Source organism: Paraburkholderia sp. FW306-02-B, assembly GCF_058782725.1.
In genome coordinates, this window is record NZ_JBYSXZ010000002.1 from 1196386 (window position 1) to 1211634 (window position 15249).

14 protein-coding genes are annotated in these 15249 nt (G+C 63.8%); 9 read left to right on the forward strand and 5 right to left on the reverse strand.

The features are described 5' to 3' along the window. The first annotated feature begins 208 nt into the window (after positions 1–208). A complete protein-coding gene (locus AC3WOG_RS26465) occupies positions 209–397 on the forward strand; it encodes a DUF2970 domain-containing protein (RefSeq protein ID WP_492580827.1) in 189 nt (62 codons plus the stop codon). 56 nt (positions 398–453) lie between these two features. Here AC3WOG_RS26465 and AC3WOG_RS26470 read toward each other — a convergent pair whose 3' ends face one another. Further along, entirely contained in the window at positions 454–1869 is a 1416-nt protein-coding gene (locus tag AC3WOG_RS26470; protein ID WP_492580828.1) for an aminotransferase-like domain-containing protein, read from the reverse strand. A gap of 4 nt (positions 1870–1873) precedes the next feature. Then, positions 1874–2764 carry a transcriptional regulator GcvA gene (gene gcvA, locus AC3WOG_RS26475; protein WP_492580829.1) on the reverse strand — a complete coding sequence of 297 codons (891 nt, stop codon included), beginning with the start codon at positions 2762–2764 and terminating at the stop codon, positions 1874–1876. Positions 2765–2960: 196 nt separating this feature from the next. On the opposite strand from gcvA, the gene AC3WOG_RS26480 reads away from it, so the two are divergent. The 7 genes from AC3WOG_RS26480 to AC3WOG_RS26510 all read left to right on the forward strand — a co-directional run bounded on the left by AC3WOG_RS26480 (position 2961) and on the right by AC3WOG_RS26510 (position 11457). Next, on the forward strand, positions 2961–3806 hold the full coding sequence (locus AC3WOG_RS26480; RefSeq protein ID WP_492580830.1) for a transketolase: 846 nt from the start codon (positions 2961–2963) through the stop codon (positions 3804–3806). After that, positions 3803–4801 carry a transketolase family protein gene (locus tag AC3WOG_RS26485; RefSeq protein WP_492580831.1) on the forward strand — a complete coding sequence of 333 codons (999 nt, stop codon included), beginning with the start codon at positions 3803–3805 and terminating at the stop codon, positions 4799–4801. The genes AC3WOG_RS26480 and AC3WOG_RS26485 overlap by 4 nt, the downstream gene beginning before the upstream one ends. Positions 4802–4884: 83 nt before the next feature. Then, positions 4885–5649, forward strand: a complete 765-nt coding sequence (locus AC3WOG_RS26490) for an SDR family NAD(P)-dependent oxidoreductase (RefSeq protein WP_492580832.1) — start codon at positions 4885–4887, stop codon at positions 5647–5649. A 158-nt stretch (positions 5650–5807) separates the two neighbouring features. Beyond that, positions 5808–6851, forward strand: a complete 1044-nt coding sequence (locus tag AC3WOG_RS26495; protein ID WP_492580833.1) for a TRAP transporter substrate-binding protein — start codon at positions 5808–5810, stop codon at positions 6849–6851. Positions 6852–6855: 4 nt separating this feature from the next. Continuing rightward, the gene (locus AC3WOG_RS26500) at positions 6856–8715 is read left to right on the forward strand and encodes a TRAP transporter large permease (protein ID WP_492580834.1); all 1860 of its coding nucleotides are present in this window, start codon (positions 6856–6858) and stop codon (positions 8713–8715) included. 128 nt (positions 8716–8843) lie between these two features. Next, complete coding sequence (gene tkt, locus AC3WOG_RS26505) at positions 8844–10940, forward strand: transketolase (protein ID WP_492580835.1); 2097 nt, start codon at positions 8844–8846, stop codon at positions 10938–10940. 124 nt (positions 10941–11064) lie between these two features. After that, a complete protein-coding gene (locus AC3WOG_RS26510; protein WP_492580836.1) occupies positions 11065–11457 on the forward strand; it encodes a YybH family protein in 393 nt (130 codons plus the stop codon). A gap of 49 nt (positions 11458–11506) precedes the next feature. Here the strand turns inward: AC3WOG_RS26510 and AC3WOG_RS26515 are convergent, their stop codons facing one another. Together AC3WOG_RS26515 and AC3WOG_RS26520 are read right to left on the reverse strand one after the other, a co-directional pair. Continuing rightward, positions 11507–12010 (reverse strand): hypothetical protein, encoded by a 504-nt coding sequence (locus AC3WOG_RS26515; protein ID WP_492580837.1) that lies wholly within the window; start codon positions 12008–12010, stop codon positions 11507–11509. A gap of 262 nt (positions 12011–12272) precedes the next feature. Beyond that, a complete protein-coding gene (locus tag AC3WOG_RS26520) occupies positions 12273–12500 on the reverse strand; it encodes a hypothetical protein (protein WP_492580838.1) in 228 nt (75 codons plus the stop codon). 160 nt (positions 12501–12660) lie between these two features. Here AC3WOG_RS26520 and AC3WOG_RS26525 point away from each other — a divergent pair, with 160 nt between their 5' ends. Further along, entirely contained in the window at positions 12661–13971 is a 1311-nt protein-coding gene (locus AC3WOG_RS26525; protein ID WP_492580839.1) for an MFS transporter, read from the forward strand. A gap of 41 nt (positions 13972–14012) precedes the next feature. On the opposite strand, the gene AC3WOG_RS26530 is transcribed toward AC3WOG_RS26525, so the two are convergent. Then, complete coding sequence (locus AC3WOG_RS26530) at positions 14013–15056, reverse strand: AraC family transcriptional regulator (protein WP_492580840.1); 1044 nt, start codon at positions 15054–15056, stop codon at positions 14013–14015. Positions 15057–15249: the final 193 nt, after the last annotated feature.

Sequence of the window (15249 nt, forward strand, 5' to 3'; positions counted from 1 at the left end):
AGATAGAGGCTGCGGCGGCTGCTGAAAAGTAGCAGATGCCGACTAAAACGCGCTAGCAGATGGCGAGCGAGGTCGCGGCTGTTGCCGGCGATAGCGGGAGGGGAGACTGCTGCGTCAGAATTGTTCGCAACTGCTACTGTTTTGCATGGTTTGCCCGGTTCAAACTATGGCTTGAGATGAAGCAATCCAGCCTTGAGAGGGTGATGCCATGAACCTGTTGAAAATGACGCGAATCGTGCTGTGGAGTTTCTTTGGCGTTCGCCGGGGCGCCTCGCATCAATCCGACATGGCGGCCGTCAAACTGCCCTTGTTGCCGCTAGTCGCCGTAGTGCTCGCCGGCGGGTTTGGCGCGACGCTGTTCGCCCTCGCGAAGCTTGCGGTCAACGTGGCGCATTGACGGGTGCTACGTATCCGGCAGGGAAGCTGTCATGCGCGGCTCATTGGCTCGTTGGCTCATTCGCCGGCACGTTCAAGCAGCGAGCACAGCGTTTTGACAGCGTTCTCCATTCTGTCGCTCCACGGATGGCCGAAATTCAAACGGACGTGGTCCCGGAACGCGTGCCTCGCGGAGAAAACCGGCCCCGGTGCGATGCTGATACCGTTCTCTATCGCGAGGCGGTGCAATGTCATCGCATCGACACGCGATGGGAGTCGAACCCACAGAAAATAGCCGCCGGACGGTCGCGTCCAGTGCGCATCGTCCGGCATCCAGCGGCGTAGCGCGGTATCCATCGCGGCCAGCTGACTGCGAAACGAGCCGCGCAGTTTCCGTAGATGCTTGTCGTACCCGCCGTGCTGAAGATAATCCGCTATGCCCGCCTGGGCCGGAATGCTGGCCGATAAAGTGGTCATCAACTTCAGGCGCTGCACCTTGTCGGCGAAACGGCCTGCCGCTACCCACCCGATGCGGTATCCGGGTGCGAGCGTCTTTGAAAAGGAACTGCAGTGCATCACGAGCCCTTTCTTGTCAAAGGCCATGGCAGGCAGAGGGTACGTTGGCGCATGGTACAGCTCGCCGTACACGTCGTCCTCGATGAGCGGCACGTCATGCTGGGCAAGCAGTTCGACCAGCGCTTTCTTCTTTTCGTGCGACATCGCCGCGCCGGTCGGATTCTGAAAGTTGGTCATGAACCAGCATGCCCGAATGGGGTGCTTGTCGAAGGCATCCGCCAGCGCCTGCAAATCGATGCCTGAAACAGGGTCGACCGGAATCTCCACCGCCCGGAGGTCGAGGCGCTCGATAGCTTGCAGCGCCGCGTAAAACCCCGGCGACTCGACTGCCACGACGTCTCCCGGACGCGTCACCGCCATCAAACACAGGTTGAGTGCTTCCAGCGCGCCGTTGGTGACGACAATCTCCTCCATCGGCTGGGCAATGCCCATCCCCATGTACCGCAACGAAATCTGGCGACGCAGTTGCTCGTTTCCCGGGGGAAGGTCGACCACCGTACTCCACGGACTGATCAAACGGCTTGCATGCCCGAGCGATTTGGCGAGGCGCTGAAGTGGAAACAGCTGCGGAGAGGGAAACGCCGAGCCCAACGGAACGATGTCCGGGTGCTTCGCCGCCTCGAGCACCGAAAAGACCAGGTCGCTGATTTCGACCCTGGCCGACTCCAGCGCTGGAGGCGGGCGTGGCGTCTGCCGCTGTTCAGGCGCTGCACCCGGCGCCACGTAGTAGCCGGAGCGCTCGCGTGCCCGGATCAAGCCCAACTCTTCAAGAAGATAGTAGGCGCGAAACACGGTCGACTGGCTGACGCCGTGCTGCGTCGTGAGTTGCCTCAGCGAGGGCATGCGAGAGCCGACGGGACGGCTACCCGAGCGGATTTCGTCGGCCATGGTGGTGGCCAGCAATTCGAAGCGTTTCATTTTGTCATTTCTCCAGTTCTGCAAACAGCCAATCCTGGAAGCTATGCAGCTTCGGCAATTCCGCCCGCGATTTCAACAGGTTCAGCGTGTATCCATGCACGTTTAATCCTTCAAAGCCGAATGGCGCCACCAGCCGGCCAGTTTCCAGTTCGCGTTGCGCGAGAAGCAGGCTCTCGAGGCAAACCCCGAGCCCGTCGACCGCCGCGCTGATCGCCATGAACGAGCGATCGAAGCGCGGCCCGCGGCTGATGTCGAGCCGCGTCTTGCGATGCTGACGCATCCAGTCACGCCAGCCGACCAGACAACCTTCGCTGTGAATCAACGGATGGTGCTGCAAGTCGGCCACGCTGCGCAGCGGGTGCTCGCTCGCCATCAGCGCCGGCGCGCACAGCGGCACGATCGTCTCGGGTGGCAATTCGAGCACCATCGTGCCGGCCGGCTGCAATTTGCGCAGCCCATAGCGGATGTCGATATCGACCGCCTCGGAGATCAGATTCACCGCCTCTGTCGACGCATTCAAACGTACATCGATATCCGGATGCGCCGCGCTGAACCGTGCGATGCGCGGCATCAGCCATTGGGTCGCAAAGCTTGGCGTGGAATGGATCGTGAGGATGTCGCTCTTCGCGACCCGGCCGATCTCGCGGGTCGCCGCGTCGATTCGCGCGAACGCCGACGTGATTTCCTCAGCGTATTGCCGCCCGGAGTCCGTCAGGATCACCGTGCGATGCAGCCGATGAAACAGGCGGATGGCCAATTGCTCTTCGAGCAGCTTGATTTGATGGCTGATGGCGGAGGGTGTCACGAACAGTTCTTCTGCTGCGAGCGCGAACGACGAGAGCCGCGCGGCGGCTTCGAATGCCTGTATCGACTTGAGCGTAACGCGATTGTGCATGGCAGCATCAAGGTGAATTGAATTCATCCATCGACCATCTTAATTCGTTTGAGCGCTTGCGGGCGGGAGATTACGCTTGAATCACCGGCAGCGGCATCGACGCGGCCCATGCAACAAAGAGACCCATGCGCAACTATGTTGCATGGGACCGGAGTAACGCGCTAAAGCGCGAACTCCGATCGACAGGAGACAAACAGTGAACACCAGCGAAACCGCGCCGTACGCGAAACTCGCGGAGCATGCCTACCAGATCCGCCGCAACGCGCTGCGCATGGGCGAAGTGCAAGGGCAGGGCTATATCGGCCAGGCGCTCGATATCGCCGACGTGCTGGCGGTCGCTTACTTCCGTGCCATGCGCTATCGCGCCGACGACCCCGAGTGGGAAGGCCGCGACCGCTTCCTGCTATCCAACGGCCATTACGCGATCGCGCTGTACGCGGCGCTGATCGAGGCCGGCATCATCGCCGACGAAGAACTGGAGACCTATGGCAGTGACGACAGCCGCCTGCCGATGTCCGGCATGGCGAGCTATACGCCCGGCATGGAAATGTCCGGCGGCTCGCTCGGCCAAGGGCTGACGATTGCGGTCGGCCGTTGTCTTGGCCTGAAGCGCAAGGGTTCGGACGCGTTTGTCTACACGCTGTTCTCCGATGGAGAACTCGACGAAGGCGCCGTATGGGAAGGGCTCATGTCTGCCGCCCATTGGCAGTTGTACAACCTGATCGCGATGGTCGACGTCAACAACCAGCAGGCCGATGGGCCGTCGTCGAAGATCATGGCGTTCGAACCGCTTGTCGAGAAGCTCGAAGCATTCGGCTGGTTCGTGCAGCGCATCGATGGCAACGATCTCGCTGCGGTGGTCGCCGCGTTCGATGCGGCACGCACGCATCCTGAAGCGCAACCCCGGATGATCGTCTGCGATACGCGGATGGGCTGTGGCGTGCCGTTTCTCGAAGCACGTGAGAAGAACCACTTTATTCGCGTCGATGCGCACGAGTGGCAACTCGCGTTGCAGGCGCTGGAAGCCGGGAGAAACGCATGAGCGCCGCCGCACCGAAACCGCGCCTGAAAACCTCGGCGATGATCGCGTCGATCGCGGGCGAAGGGCAGATCACCCGCTCGGCCCCATTCGGTCACGCACTGGTCGAACTGGCGCGCAACCGGCCCGAAGTGGTCGGCATGACCGCCGATCTCGGCAAATACACCGATCTGCATCTGTTCGCGAACGAATATCCCGAGCGCTATTACCAGATGGGCATGGCCGAGCAACTGTTGATGGGCGCCGCCGCCGGCATGGCGCATGAAGGCGCGCAGCCGTTCGTGACGACGTACGCAGTGTTTGCGGCGCGCCGTGCGTATGACTTCATCCATCAGGCGATTGCCGAGGACGACCTCGACGTCAAGATCGTCTGTGCATTGCCCGGGCTCACGACCGGCTACGGTCCGAGCCACCAGGCGGCCGAGGATCTCGCGCTGTTCCGCGCGATGCCGAACCTGACGGTGATCGACCCGTGCGACGCGCTCGACATCGAGCAGATGGTGCCGGCGATCGCGGATCATCGCGGGCCGGTCTACGCGCGGCTGTTGCGCGGCAACGTGCCGGTCGTGCTCGACGAATACGATTACCAGTTCGAACTCGGCAAGGCCAAACTGCTGCGCGACGGCGCTGAGGTGCTGATCGTCTCGTCGGGGATCATGACAATGCGCGCGCTGGAAACAGCCAGGGCGCTGGCCGCCGATCGCGTCGACGTGGGCGTGCTGCACGTGCCGACCATCAAGCCGCTCGACACCGTCACGCTGCTGCGCGAGGCGCGCCGTCCGGGGCGCCTCGTCGTGGTGGCGGAGAACCATACGGTGATCGGCGGGCTGGGCGAGGCGGTCGCCACGGTGCTGCTGACTAACGGCGTGACGCCGCCGTTCCGTCAGATCGGCCTGCCCGACGCGTTTCTCGATGCAGGCGCGCTGCCGACCCTGCACGACCGTTACGGCATTTCCACCCAGGCGATGTGCGACACGATCAAAGGCTGGCTGCGATAGCGGCCGCTGACACGCGTCGTCGCCGATAGCCGAGATCGGACAACGTAGCAAACCATCAGCACCCTATTCAGGAGATCCGCATCATGTCAGAGTCACGTCTTCTCGACGGCAAGGTCGCCGTCATTTCCGGCGGCGCGTCGCCGCGCGGTATCGGCATGGCGACCGCCCGCAAGTTCGCCGCGCACGGCGCGCGCGTCGCCATCTTCGATCTCGACGAAACCGCGGCAGTCGAAGCCGCCGCGTCGATCGGGCCCGAGCATCGCGGCTACGCATGCAACGTCACGGACCGTGGCGCATGTCAGGCCGCTGTCGAACGCACCGTCGCCGATTTCGGTTCGATCGACGTGCTGATCAACAATGCCGGCATCACCCAGGCCGCCAGGCTGCTCGACATCGACCCGCAGAGCTGGGACCGTATCCTCGACGTCAACCTGCGCGGCGTGCTGTACCTGTCGCAAGCGGTCGTCCCGCAGATGAAAAAGCAGAAGAGCGGCTCGATCGGCTGCATGTCGTCGGTGTCGGCGCAGCGCGGCGGCGGCATTCTCGGCGGCCCGCATTACTCGGCGGCGAAGGCCGGCGTACTGGGGCTCGCGAAAGCGATGGCGCGCGAACTCGGCAACGACGGCATTCGCGTGAACTGCGTGACGCCCGGCCTGATCCAGACCGACATCAACGCCGGCAAGATCAGCGACGACAAGCGCGGCGAAATCCTCGCCGGCATTCCGCTCAATCGCCTGGGGGTGCCCGACGATGTGGCCGGCGCATTCCTGTTCCTCGCGTCGGACCTGTCGTCGTATATCACCGGCGCCGTGATCGACGTGAACGGCGGCATGCTGATTCACGGCTGACGACCTGCGGCAGGACGGGCCGTCTGGCGGGAGGCCGACGGCGGCGATGGAGACCCGGTAGTAGAGAACAGGACGCCATGGCGCGCGACACGTGCAGCCGCTATGGTTCAGATTCGAAAACCATAACGACGCGCGATCCAGGATTGGAGGAAGACACCATGACTACCCGTTCGAACGCCCCGAAGGGCATCAGCCGCCGCACCTTTCTGAAGGCCGGCGCGACCTTGTCCGCCGCCGCGCCGTTGTGGAGCGTCTCACGGCGCGCCGTGGCGGCCCCCGAGTTCTCGTACAAGCTTGCGACCGGCCAGGACCCGACCCATCCGGTCAACATCCGCGCCCAGGAGGCGATCAATCACATCCGCGAAGCGACCAGCGGCCGCCTCGACATCAAGCTGTTTCCGCAGAACCAGCTCGGCTCCGATACCGATCTGCTGTCGCAGGTACGCAATGGCGGCGTCGAGTTCTTCAACCAGGCATCGTCGATTCTGGCGACGCTGACGCCCGCCGCCGGCATCGTCAACACCGGCTTCGCGTTCAAGGACTACGACGCGGTGTGGAAGGCCATGGATGGCGATCTGGGCAACTACATCCGCGCGCAGATCGGCAAGTCGGGCATCGTTTCGGTGAGCCGCGTATGGGACAACGGCTTCCGGCAGATCAGTTCATCGACGCGTGCGCTGCGCACGCCGGCCGATCTGAAGGGGTTCAAGATTCGCGTCCCGCAAGCGCCGATGCTGACCTCGCTGTTCAAGGCGCTCGAAGCGGGACCGGCGCCGATCAATTTCAACGAGCTGTATTCGGCGCTGCAAACCGGCGTGGTCGAAGGCCAGGAGAATCCGCTGCCGATCATCGCCACCGCCAAGCTCTACGAAGTGCAGAAGTACATCAGCCTCACATCGCACGTGTGGGACGGCTACTGGATTCTCGGCAACCGCGCGGCGTGGGAGCGCTTGCCGGCCGACATCCGCGCGATCGTCACGCGCGAATTCGAAAAGGCCGCGTTACTGCAACGCGCCGACATCGCGAAGTTGAGCAACTCGTTGCGCGACGATCTGAAAACGAAGGGCATTACCTTCGTCGACGTCGACCGTGAGGCGTTCCGCGCCGCACTTGCGAAGACGAGCTTCTACCACGACTGGAAGGCCAAATACGGCGACGAGGCCTGGGGTCTGCTGGAGAAGTCCGTCGGGAAACTGGGGTAAGGCGATGATCACGATCTCCTATTCGCACGAGGCGCAGCATCGGTTCGCCTGCGCGCTCGATTCGGCGCTCGGCCATCTGGTGGAGATTCCCGCGGCCTTGCTGGTGCTCGCGGAAATCGTCGTGCTGCTGGCCGGCGTGACGAGCCGTTACCTGCTGCACGCGCCGCTGGTCTGGTCCGATGAACTCGCGTCGATGCTGTTCCTGTGGCTCGCGATGCTCGGCGCGGTGATCGCGTTGCGGCGCGGCGAGCATATGCGGATGACGGCGCTGGTCGGCATGGCGCCGCCGGGCGTCCGTGCTTTTCTCGATGTGGTCGCGATTGCCGCGCCGATCGCGTTCCTCGCGATGGTGATCGGTCCGGCGATCAGCTTCGCGCAGGACGAGTCGTTCATCACCACGCCGGCGCTCGAATTGTCGAATTCGTGGCGCGCCGCCGCGTTGCCGGTCGGGTCGGCGCTGATGTTGCTGGTCGCCGTGGTGCGGCTTGCTCTCATGGGCAACTGGCGTCTGACGCTGGCTGCCATTGCGACGGTCGGCGCGCTGATCGGCGGCTTTATCGCGCTCGGCCCGCTGTTGCGCGATCTCGGCAATCTCAACCTGCTGATCTTCTTTGTCGGACTGGTAGCGCTCGGTGTGCTGAGCGGCGTGCCGATCGCCTTCTCGTTCGGGCTCGCCACCTTCGGCTACCTCGCGCTGACGACCAACACGCCGATGCCGGTGGTGGTCGGACGGATGGACGAGGGCATGTCGCATCTGATCCTGTTGTCGGTGCCGCTCTTTGTGTTTCTCGGCCAGTTGATCGAGATGACCGGCATGGCCGCGGCGATGATCGCGTTCCTCGCGAGTCTGCTGGGCCACGTGCGCGGCGGGCTGTCGTATGTGCTGGTCGGGGCGATGTATCTGGTGTCCGGCATCTCGGGCTCGAAAGCAGCGGACATGGCGGCGGTCGCGCCGGTGCTGTTTCCGGAGATGAAGGCACGCGGCGCGAAACCTGGCGATCTGGTCGCGCTACTGGCCGCGACCGGCGCGCAGACCGAAACGATTCCGCCGAGCCTCGTGCTGATTACGCTCGGCTCGGTGACGGGCGTGTCGATCTCCGCGCTCTTCACCGGCGGCATGCTGCCGGGCATCGTGCTGGCGGTCACGCTGTGCGCGGTGGTGCAGTGGCGTTACCGGCGTGAGGACCTGTCGGGGGTGAAGCGCGCGAGTCGTGGCGAGATTCTTCGCAAGCTGGTGATTGCGTTTCCGGCGCTCGCGCTGCCGTTCGTGATCCGCGCGGCGGTGGTCGAAGGCATCGCGACGGCGACGGAAGTCTCCACGATCGGCATCGCGTATGCGGTACTGGCGGGGCTCCTGATCTATCGCCGTTTCGAATGGGCGCGCGTGAAGCCGATGTTGATCGATACCGCGACCCTGTCCGGCGCGATCCTGCTGATCATCGGCGCGGCGACCAGCATGGCGTGGGCACTGACGCAATCGGGCTTCTCCGGCCAACTCGCGCAGACTTTGGGCGGCTTGCCTGGCGGCGCGGCGATGTTCATGGCGGCGTCGATCTGCGTGTTCGTGATCCTCGGCAGTGTGCTCGAGGGCATCCCGGCGATCGTGCTGTTCGGCCCGCTGATGTTTCCGATCGCGCGGCAGATGGGCATTCACGATGTGCATTACGCGATGGTCGTGATCCTGTCGATGGGCGTGGGCCTGTTCGCGCCGCCGTTCGGCGTCGGCTACTACTCGGCGTGCGCGGTCAGCCGGATCCATCCGGACGAAGGCATGAAGCCGATTCTCGGCTACATCGCCGCGCTGATGGTCGGGCTGATCGTGGTCGCCGCGGTGCCGTGGATTTCGACCGGATTCCTGCATTGAGCCTTTGACGTGCCCGGCTGTTGCGGCATGGGCGCGGTTTTCTTCCGCCTGATTCGTTCTGGTTCGTTCTGGTTCGTTTTGATTGCCGCCGCCTCGCATCGCGGGACGGCGTTGAGGAGCCTTGTGTCATGTCCACTACCGAAGCTCAGCCTGCTGCACCGATTGCTTCGCTTGCTTCGATTACGCCATCGCCGCAAGCCGCGGCAGCGCAAACGCAAACGCAATCTCAAGAGCAAGCGCCCCAGTTGCCGCTAGCCGACGCAATCCGCTTTCTTTCCATCGATGCGATTCTGCGCGCCGGCGAAGGTCATCAGGGCGTGCCGCTCGGCATGGCCGAAATCGCGACCGCGCTGTTCACCCGGCATCTGAAATTCAACCCCGCCGATCCGACCTGGCCCGACCGCGACCGCTTCGTGCTGTCCAACGGCCACGGTTCGCTGTTGCTGTATTCATTGCTGTATCTGACCGGGTATGCGGCCATCGGGCTGGACCAGCTCAAGACCTTCCGCGAACTCGGCTCGCACTGCGCGGGGCATCCCGAATACGAACCGGCGCACGGTATCGAAGCCACCACCGGTCCGCTTGGGCAGGGAATCGCGAACGCGTTCGGAATGGCGATCGCCGAAGCCTATCTCGCGGCAAAATTCGGCAGCGAACTCGTCGATCACTACACGTACGCGTTCGTCGGCGACGGCTGTCTGCAGGAGGGTATCGGTCAGGAGATGATTTCGCTGGCCGGGCATCTGCGCCTGGGCAAGCTGATCCTGTGCTGGGACGATAACCAGATTACCGACGACGGCAGCACCTCGCTATCGATCAGCGAAGACGTCTGCGCACGGTTCCGCGTGGGCGGCTGGCATGTCGTCGAAGTCGACGGTCACGATCTCGAAGCGGTCTCGGCGGCGCTGACGATCGCGCGCATGGATCCGCGGCCGTCGATGATCGCGTGCCGGACCATCATCGGCCGCGGCATTGCACGGCTGGCAGGGCAGCGGGGCGGCCATAGCGGCAAGCTGTTCCAGGCGGATGCCGACGCGGCACGCGAACAGCTCGGCTGGCCCTATGCGCCATTTGAGGTGCCCGAAGAAATATTGAGCGCGTGGCGCGCGGCCGGACGGCGCAACGATCAGGAACATCGCGCGTGGAAAGCGCGCGTAGCCGCGTTGCCGGACGCGCAGCGCGCCGAGTTCGAGCGTGTTCAAGCCGGCCAGTTGCCGGATGGCTGGCGAGATGTACTCAACGCTTACCGCCGACGCGCTGCGGAGCGCGACGAGCCGCAGCCCGGCATCGCGGTGTCGGGCGAGATCAGCGATCTGCTCGTGCCGATGCTGCCGGAGCGCATGGTCGGTTGCGCCGATCTCGAAGCGCCCACCGGACACAAGCGCCAATTGCACGCCTTCACCGCCGAGGACCGCAGCGGCGCCTATGTTCATTGCGGCGTGCGCGAACATCTGATGGGTGCGATGGCCAACGGCATGGCCGCGCACGGCGGCGTCATCGCGACCAGCGTCACCTATCTGGCGTTCTCCGACTACCAGCGGCCCGCGATGCGGATGGCCGCGCTGATGGGCTTGCCGGTGCACTTCGTGTTCAGCCACGACTCGATCGGCGTCGGCAAGAACGGCCCGACGCATCAGCCCGTCGAGATACTCGCTTCGTTGCGCGCGATGCCGAACATGCGCGTGCTGCGTCCCGCCGACGCGGTGGAGGCGGCCGAGTGCTGGACACTCGCGCTCGAACATCGGCGCGGCCCGAGCACGCTGGTGTTCGCGCGTCAGGCGCTGCCGCTGGTGCGCCGCACACAGAGTGCCGAGCTGCTGTCGCGACGCGGCGCCTACGTGCTCGCCGAGGCGGAAGGCGGGCCGCGCGTGGTGACCTTGCTCGCGACCGGCTCGGAAGTGGCACTCGCATTGCAGGCGCGTAGCCAGTTGCACGACGACGGCATAGCAACCGCTGTGGTGTCGATGCCGTGCTGGGAAATCTTCGATGAGCAGGACGACGCCTATCGCGTGGCGGTTCTGGGTCCCGGCACCGTGCGCGTCGGGATCGAGGCTGCGCTGCGTTTCGGCTGGGACCGCTATCTGGGCGAGCGGGGCGGCTTTGTAGGGATGACCGGCTTCGGTGCTTCAGCGTCTGCCGAGACGCTGTACGAACACTTCGGCATGACGGCGAAGCATGTTGTCGCCGAAGCGAAGCGGCATCTGTATGCTGGAGCCAGCGACTGAAGCCGGCGCTTCAGCCGGAAGCGGCGCAACCGAATGCGCCAATGCGAAGCTGCAATGGGTTATCCGACCACCTTGGTGCAATATTCAGCGTGTCTTTTGAACGTTTGATGAAAGGGTGAGAGACATGACAGACGACGAACGCGCGATTCGCAACCTCGTAGACACGTGGCTTGGCGCGAGCAAAAATGGCGATTACGCCACCGTGCTGAGCCTGATGTCCGACGATGTCGTGTTCATGGTTCCAGGGCAGGAGCCGTTTGGCAAAGCAACGTTTGCCGCCGCCATCCGTTCGCAGCCGCAAGTCGAGATCGACGCGCATAGCGAGATTCAGGAACTCAACGTACTCGGTGACTGGGCATTCCTGCGCAACCGTCTCGACATCACAATCAAGCCGTCGGGCGCCGACGCTGGAGCCGCGGTGCGCCGCGCGGGGTATACGCTGACGATTCTGCGCAAGGAAGCCGACGGACGCTGGCTGCTGGTGCGCGACGCCAACCTGATGACGGCGCAGACCTGACGCGCGCATGCATAGCAGTTGCCGTGCCTGGCGCACGCTCGTGCGGCGTCTATCGTGTCTCACGCGTCTCACGCGTCTCATGTGTCTCATGTGTTGACTGCCCGACCTGATGCTCATCGCAGACGATTGCCGTGAGTAACATCGGAATGACCTGACGCACAACGGCGTCGCTGCCGGCCTGGCGCACGCGTGTTTCCACTGTCTCGACCGGCCCCGACACCACGGCACCATAAAGGGGCACTGCAATCGCATCGCCGCTTCCCTTCTTGAAGATAGTGTCGTCCCGCTCGTAACCGAGAACGGCATAGACGTGAAACCCGTACACCGTCAGGTCGTTGCCGTGGGTCGGCCGAAACGCGTTGACCGAATTTTGCTCGACCCGCATCGGCTTCGAATCGATATATTGCCCATCCTCCAGCGACGTAATGAAAGTGTGGGGATTCGATTTGCAATCGAACTGACTGTCAAGCGCATGGGCGTGCGCTACCGTCGACCAGAGAGTCGCGCGCAGCGCAGTTAGCGCGACTAGAGCGATGCAAAGGTGCGTTTTCATGCCGGATGGGTGAGGACCTGGTCTGGTCGCTCGCCGTTTCATGTCGGAAGTCACAATCTCTCATATTCACCGGATTTGTGCTTTCGCGAAGTGTGCGGTGGCCCTCGTTGCCGCCTAGGTTGAGGAGGTGGGAAGCAATATGGATGGGGTATGAGCGGGTGTCGCCGGAATCGTCGACTCACCGCCCCGTCGACGATCCTCGCCGCTTCAACCTACTCGGCAGCCGGACCGTCGGGATAGCGAGCCGTTAGTCGGCTTTTCGTTATGACAGCGATGCCAGCATGATCGACAGTCTCCGGATATGGGCCTTGAACGCGTCGCTCGTTTCGCGATCGCTTGTCGGGATCAGGTGTGACGTCTCGGCGAGTTCGACCTGCTCCTGGAAATCGTTGGCGACCTTGCGCCTGATGTCCGGTGGCAGCGACCGTACGATAGAGACCAGTAAAGCCTCTTCGGCGTGAATCATGCCCAGAATTGAACGGGTATCCATGCGAGAAACTCCGTTGAAGGCGTGGTGAGTGCAATCTAGCACGATCCGCTTTTGTTGGCGCGCGGCGTAAAGTCGTCCACTTCCAAGGCCGTTAAAACAGAAAGATCATCGTCTTGCGTCAATCTTCCTGAACACCACAACGAACCCCTCGACCGCGCCCATGCACAACAATGCCACCGGCAAGCTAACCAACCTGTCCGGCGCCGAACTCAGGCGCATCGTCGTGGCGATCGTGATCGGCAATGGCTTCGTTGCGTACGATTTCACGGTTTACAGCTTTTCGGCCGTGCTGATCGGCAACCTTTTCTTTCCATCCGGCAACCCCGCGTCATCGCTGCTGCTCTCGCTTGCGACCTTCGGCGCCGGCTTTGTGATGCGTCCGCTCGGCGCGATCGTGATCGGCCACATCGCCGACAGCCACGGCCGCAAGGCCGGCATGGCCGTGTCGCTCACGCTAATGACGCTCGGCACGTGGTTGATCGCGTGCCTGCCCACCTATGCGTCGATCGGTCCCGCAGCGGCGGTGCTGATGGTGCTCGCGCGGCTGATGCAGGGGCTCGCGACAGGCGGGGAGATCGGGCCGGCGGCGGCCTCGTTGATGGAGTCGGTCGCGTACCGGCACCGCTGTTTCATGGTGAGCTGGCGTGGCGCGAGCCAGGGTGCCGCCGCATTCGCCGCCGCGCTGGTCACGGCGAGCACCACCACGCTGTTGTCGTCCGCGGCCATGCAGAGCTGGGGATGGCGCATTCCGTTCGTATTGGGCGGCCTGATCGGCCCGGTTGGCTGGTATCTGCGCCGCCGTATGCCCGCGGCCCCGAGGCAGCCGGGTGGACGGCTGAATCCCGGCCGCCTGTTCGTCGAGCACACGCGCCCGCTCGTCTGCGGCATTCTGATGACAGCGGCGACTTCGGTGGGCATCTATGTCACCGTGTTCTACATGCCGTCCTATCTGGTTCGAACGCTGCACCGGCCGCCGGCGATCAGCCTGCTGACCGCCTGTCTCTCGGGACTCGTGATCTTCGTCGTGACCCCGTTGATGGGGCGCGCCGCCGACCGGTTCGCGAGCCGCAAGACGCTCCAGTCCCTGTTTTTCGTGGCGTCGATGGCGGCGGCATGGCCCGTCTTCTGGATGCTGACCCATGGCGTGGGCGACCTCGCCGCGCTCGTCATCATCACGGCGTACGTCGCGCTTGCAGTGAACAACGACGGCGCGAACTCGGTGCTGATGATGGAGGCCTTTCCCCCGCATCGGCGCGCGGCGGGCCTTTCTGTGATCTACGGTATTGGCGTCGTTGTGTTCGGCGGGTTTTCGCCGTTCTTCGTCACATGGCTCATCAATGTGACGGGCAACCCGATGGTCCCGGCGTGGTATCTGATGGCCGCGACCGGGCTCACGCTCGTCGCGCTGAACCGGTTTCCCGAGCAGGCGCCGGCTGAGGGTGTCGCATACGCTTCGCAGCCGCCGGCGTAATCGAGGGTCTAATCCGCCGGTTTAGCCGGCAGTTTTCATCGCTACGCCGCATGGTTATGTTGCAGGTCCAGCGCGCGCATACGCATGTCCTGCGGGCTCATGTCGAAGGCGCGGCGAAATGCGCGCGTGAAATCCGACGCGCTTTGGAAACCGAGTCCGTAAGCCACTTCCATGACCGGTAGATGCGGGAAACGGACCAGTTCGTCTGCCGCTTCCCGCAACCTGCGATTGCGAATGTATGCGCCAAGGCCGCCTTCGTGCTCGAACCAGCGGTAGACCGTGGCGCGCTTCAGTTGCAGCGCCTGAACGATGCTGGTCGGCGTGAGGTCGCCCTGGTGCAGGTTTGCTTCGACGTAACGCCGGACCTGTCCCAACACCGCGGCCTGGAGCGCGGCGCGGTCCCTGCCTGTCAGGCGCGACTCCTTGCGAAACGCCGCGATCAGAAGCTGGGCGCAGGCATTTAACGCGTCGGCCGCGCTGTCCGGGCCGAGCGTCGGCATTGCCCGGGCGATGGCTGTCATGTGATCCATCATGAGGCTGGTCAGCGGCGAGCCCTGCGGGAGGATGCGGCCATGAATCGACGCGCCGTCGCGAAGCGCTTCCTCCACGATCGATGCCGGCAAGAACAGACTCAGCAGACGGCAGGCGGGCCGCTCGACCCGAAACGGCTGGTTCAGATCGAACGCGACGATGCCTTGCACCGAGCCGGGCGCGCTGCGCTTCTTGCGCATGCCCGTCACGTTGCCGATCTCGCCCTCCACGAACAGATGGAAGACGTAGTCCCGGCGATGGTCGGTGGACACGCGCGCCACCGAGCGTTCCAGCACGATCTCTTCGGTGCGGCAGTCGGTAAATATCGTCCCGCCGACCGAATACCTGTCGATGTCTCCGCCGAACCCCTCGGCGATCTGTCGTTTTGACGGCACGACGTCGACCACGTGGCCTACGCGCTCGCGCCAGGCGAGCATTTGCGCGTCGGCCGCCAGCGCGTGCGTGCTGAAACGGCTCGTCGCGATGGCGGCGCGCGGTTCGGTTGCAGCAGCGGTAGCGTCGGCCGGGTGATCGGGCTGTGAGCGCTGGTTCATGGGTCCGTTGCAACGAGCGAGGCATGCGGTTCGGGCAAGGAGGCCGCGGTGAGCGCAATTTTAACGCTCCGCCGCCTGGAACTGAGACGTATGGTAAAGCCTGACAAAAAAGCCGCGCTATCGTCCAACGACTAGATGCAGATCGTTTTCGCTAGTGGCGCGGCAATCCAGTGTATCCGCGCCCCGTTTTGAA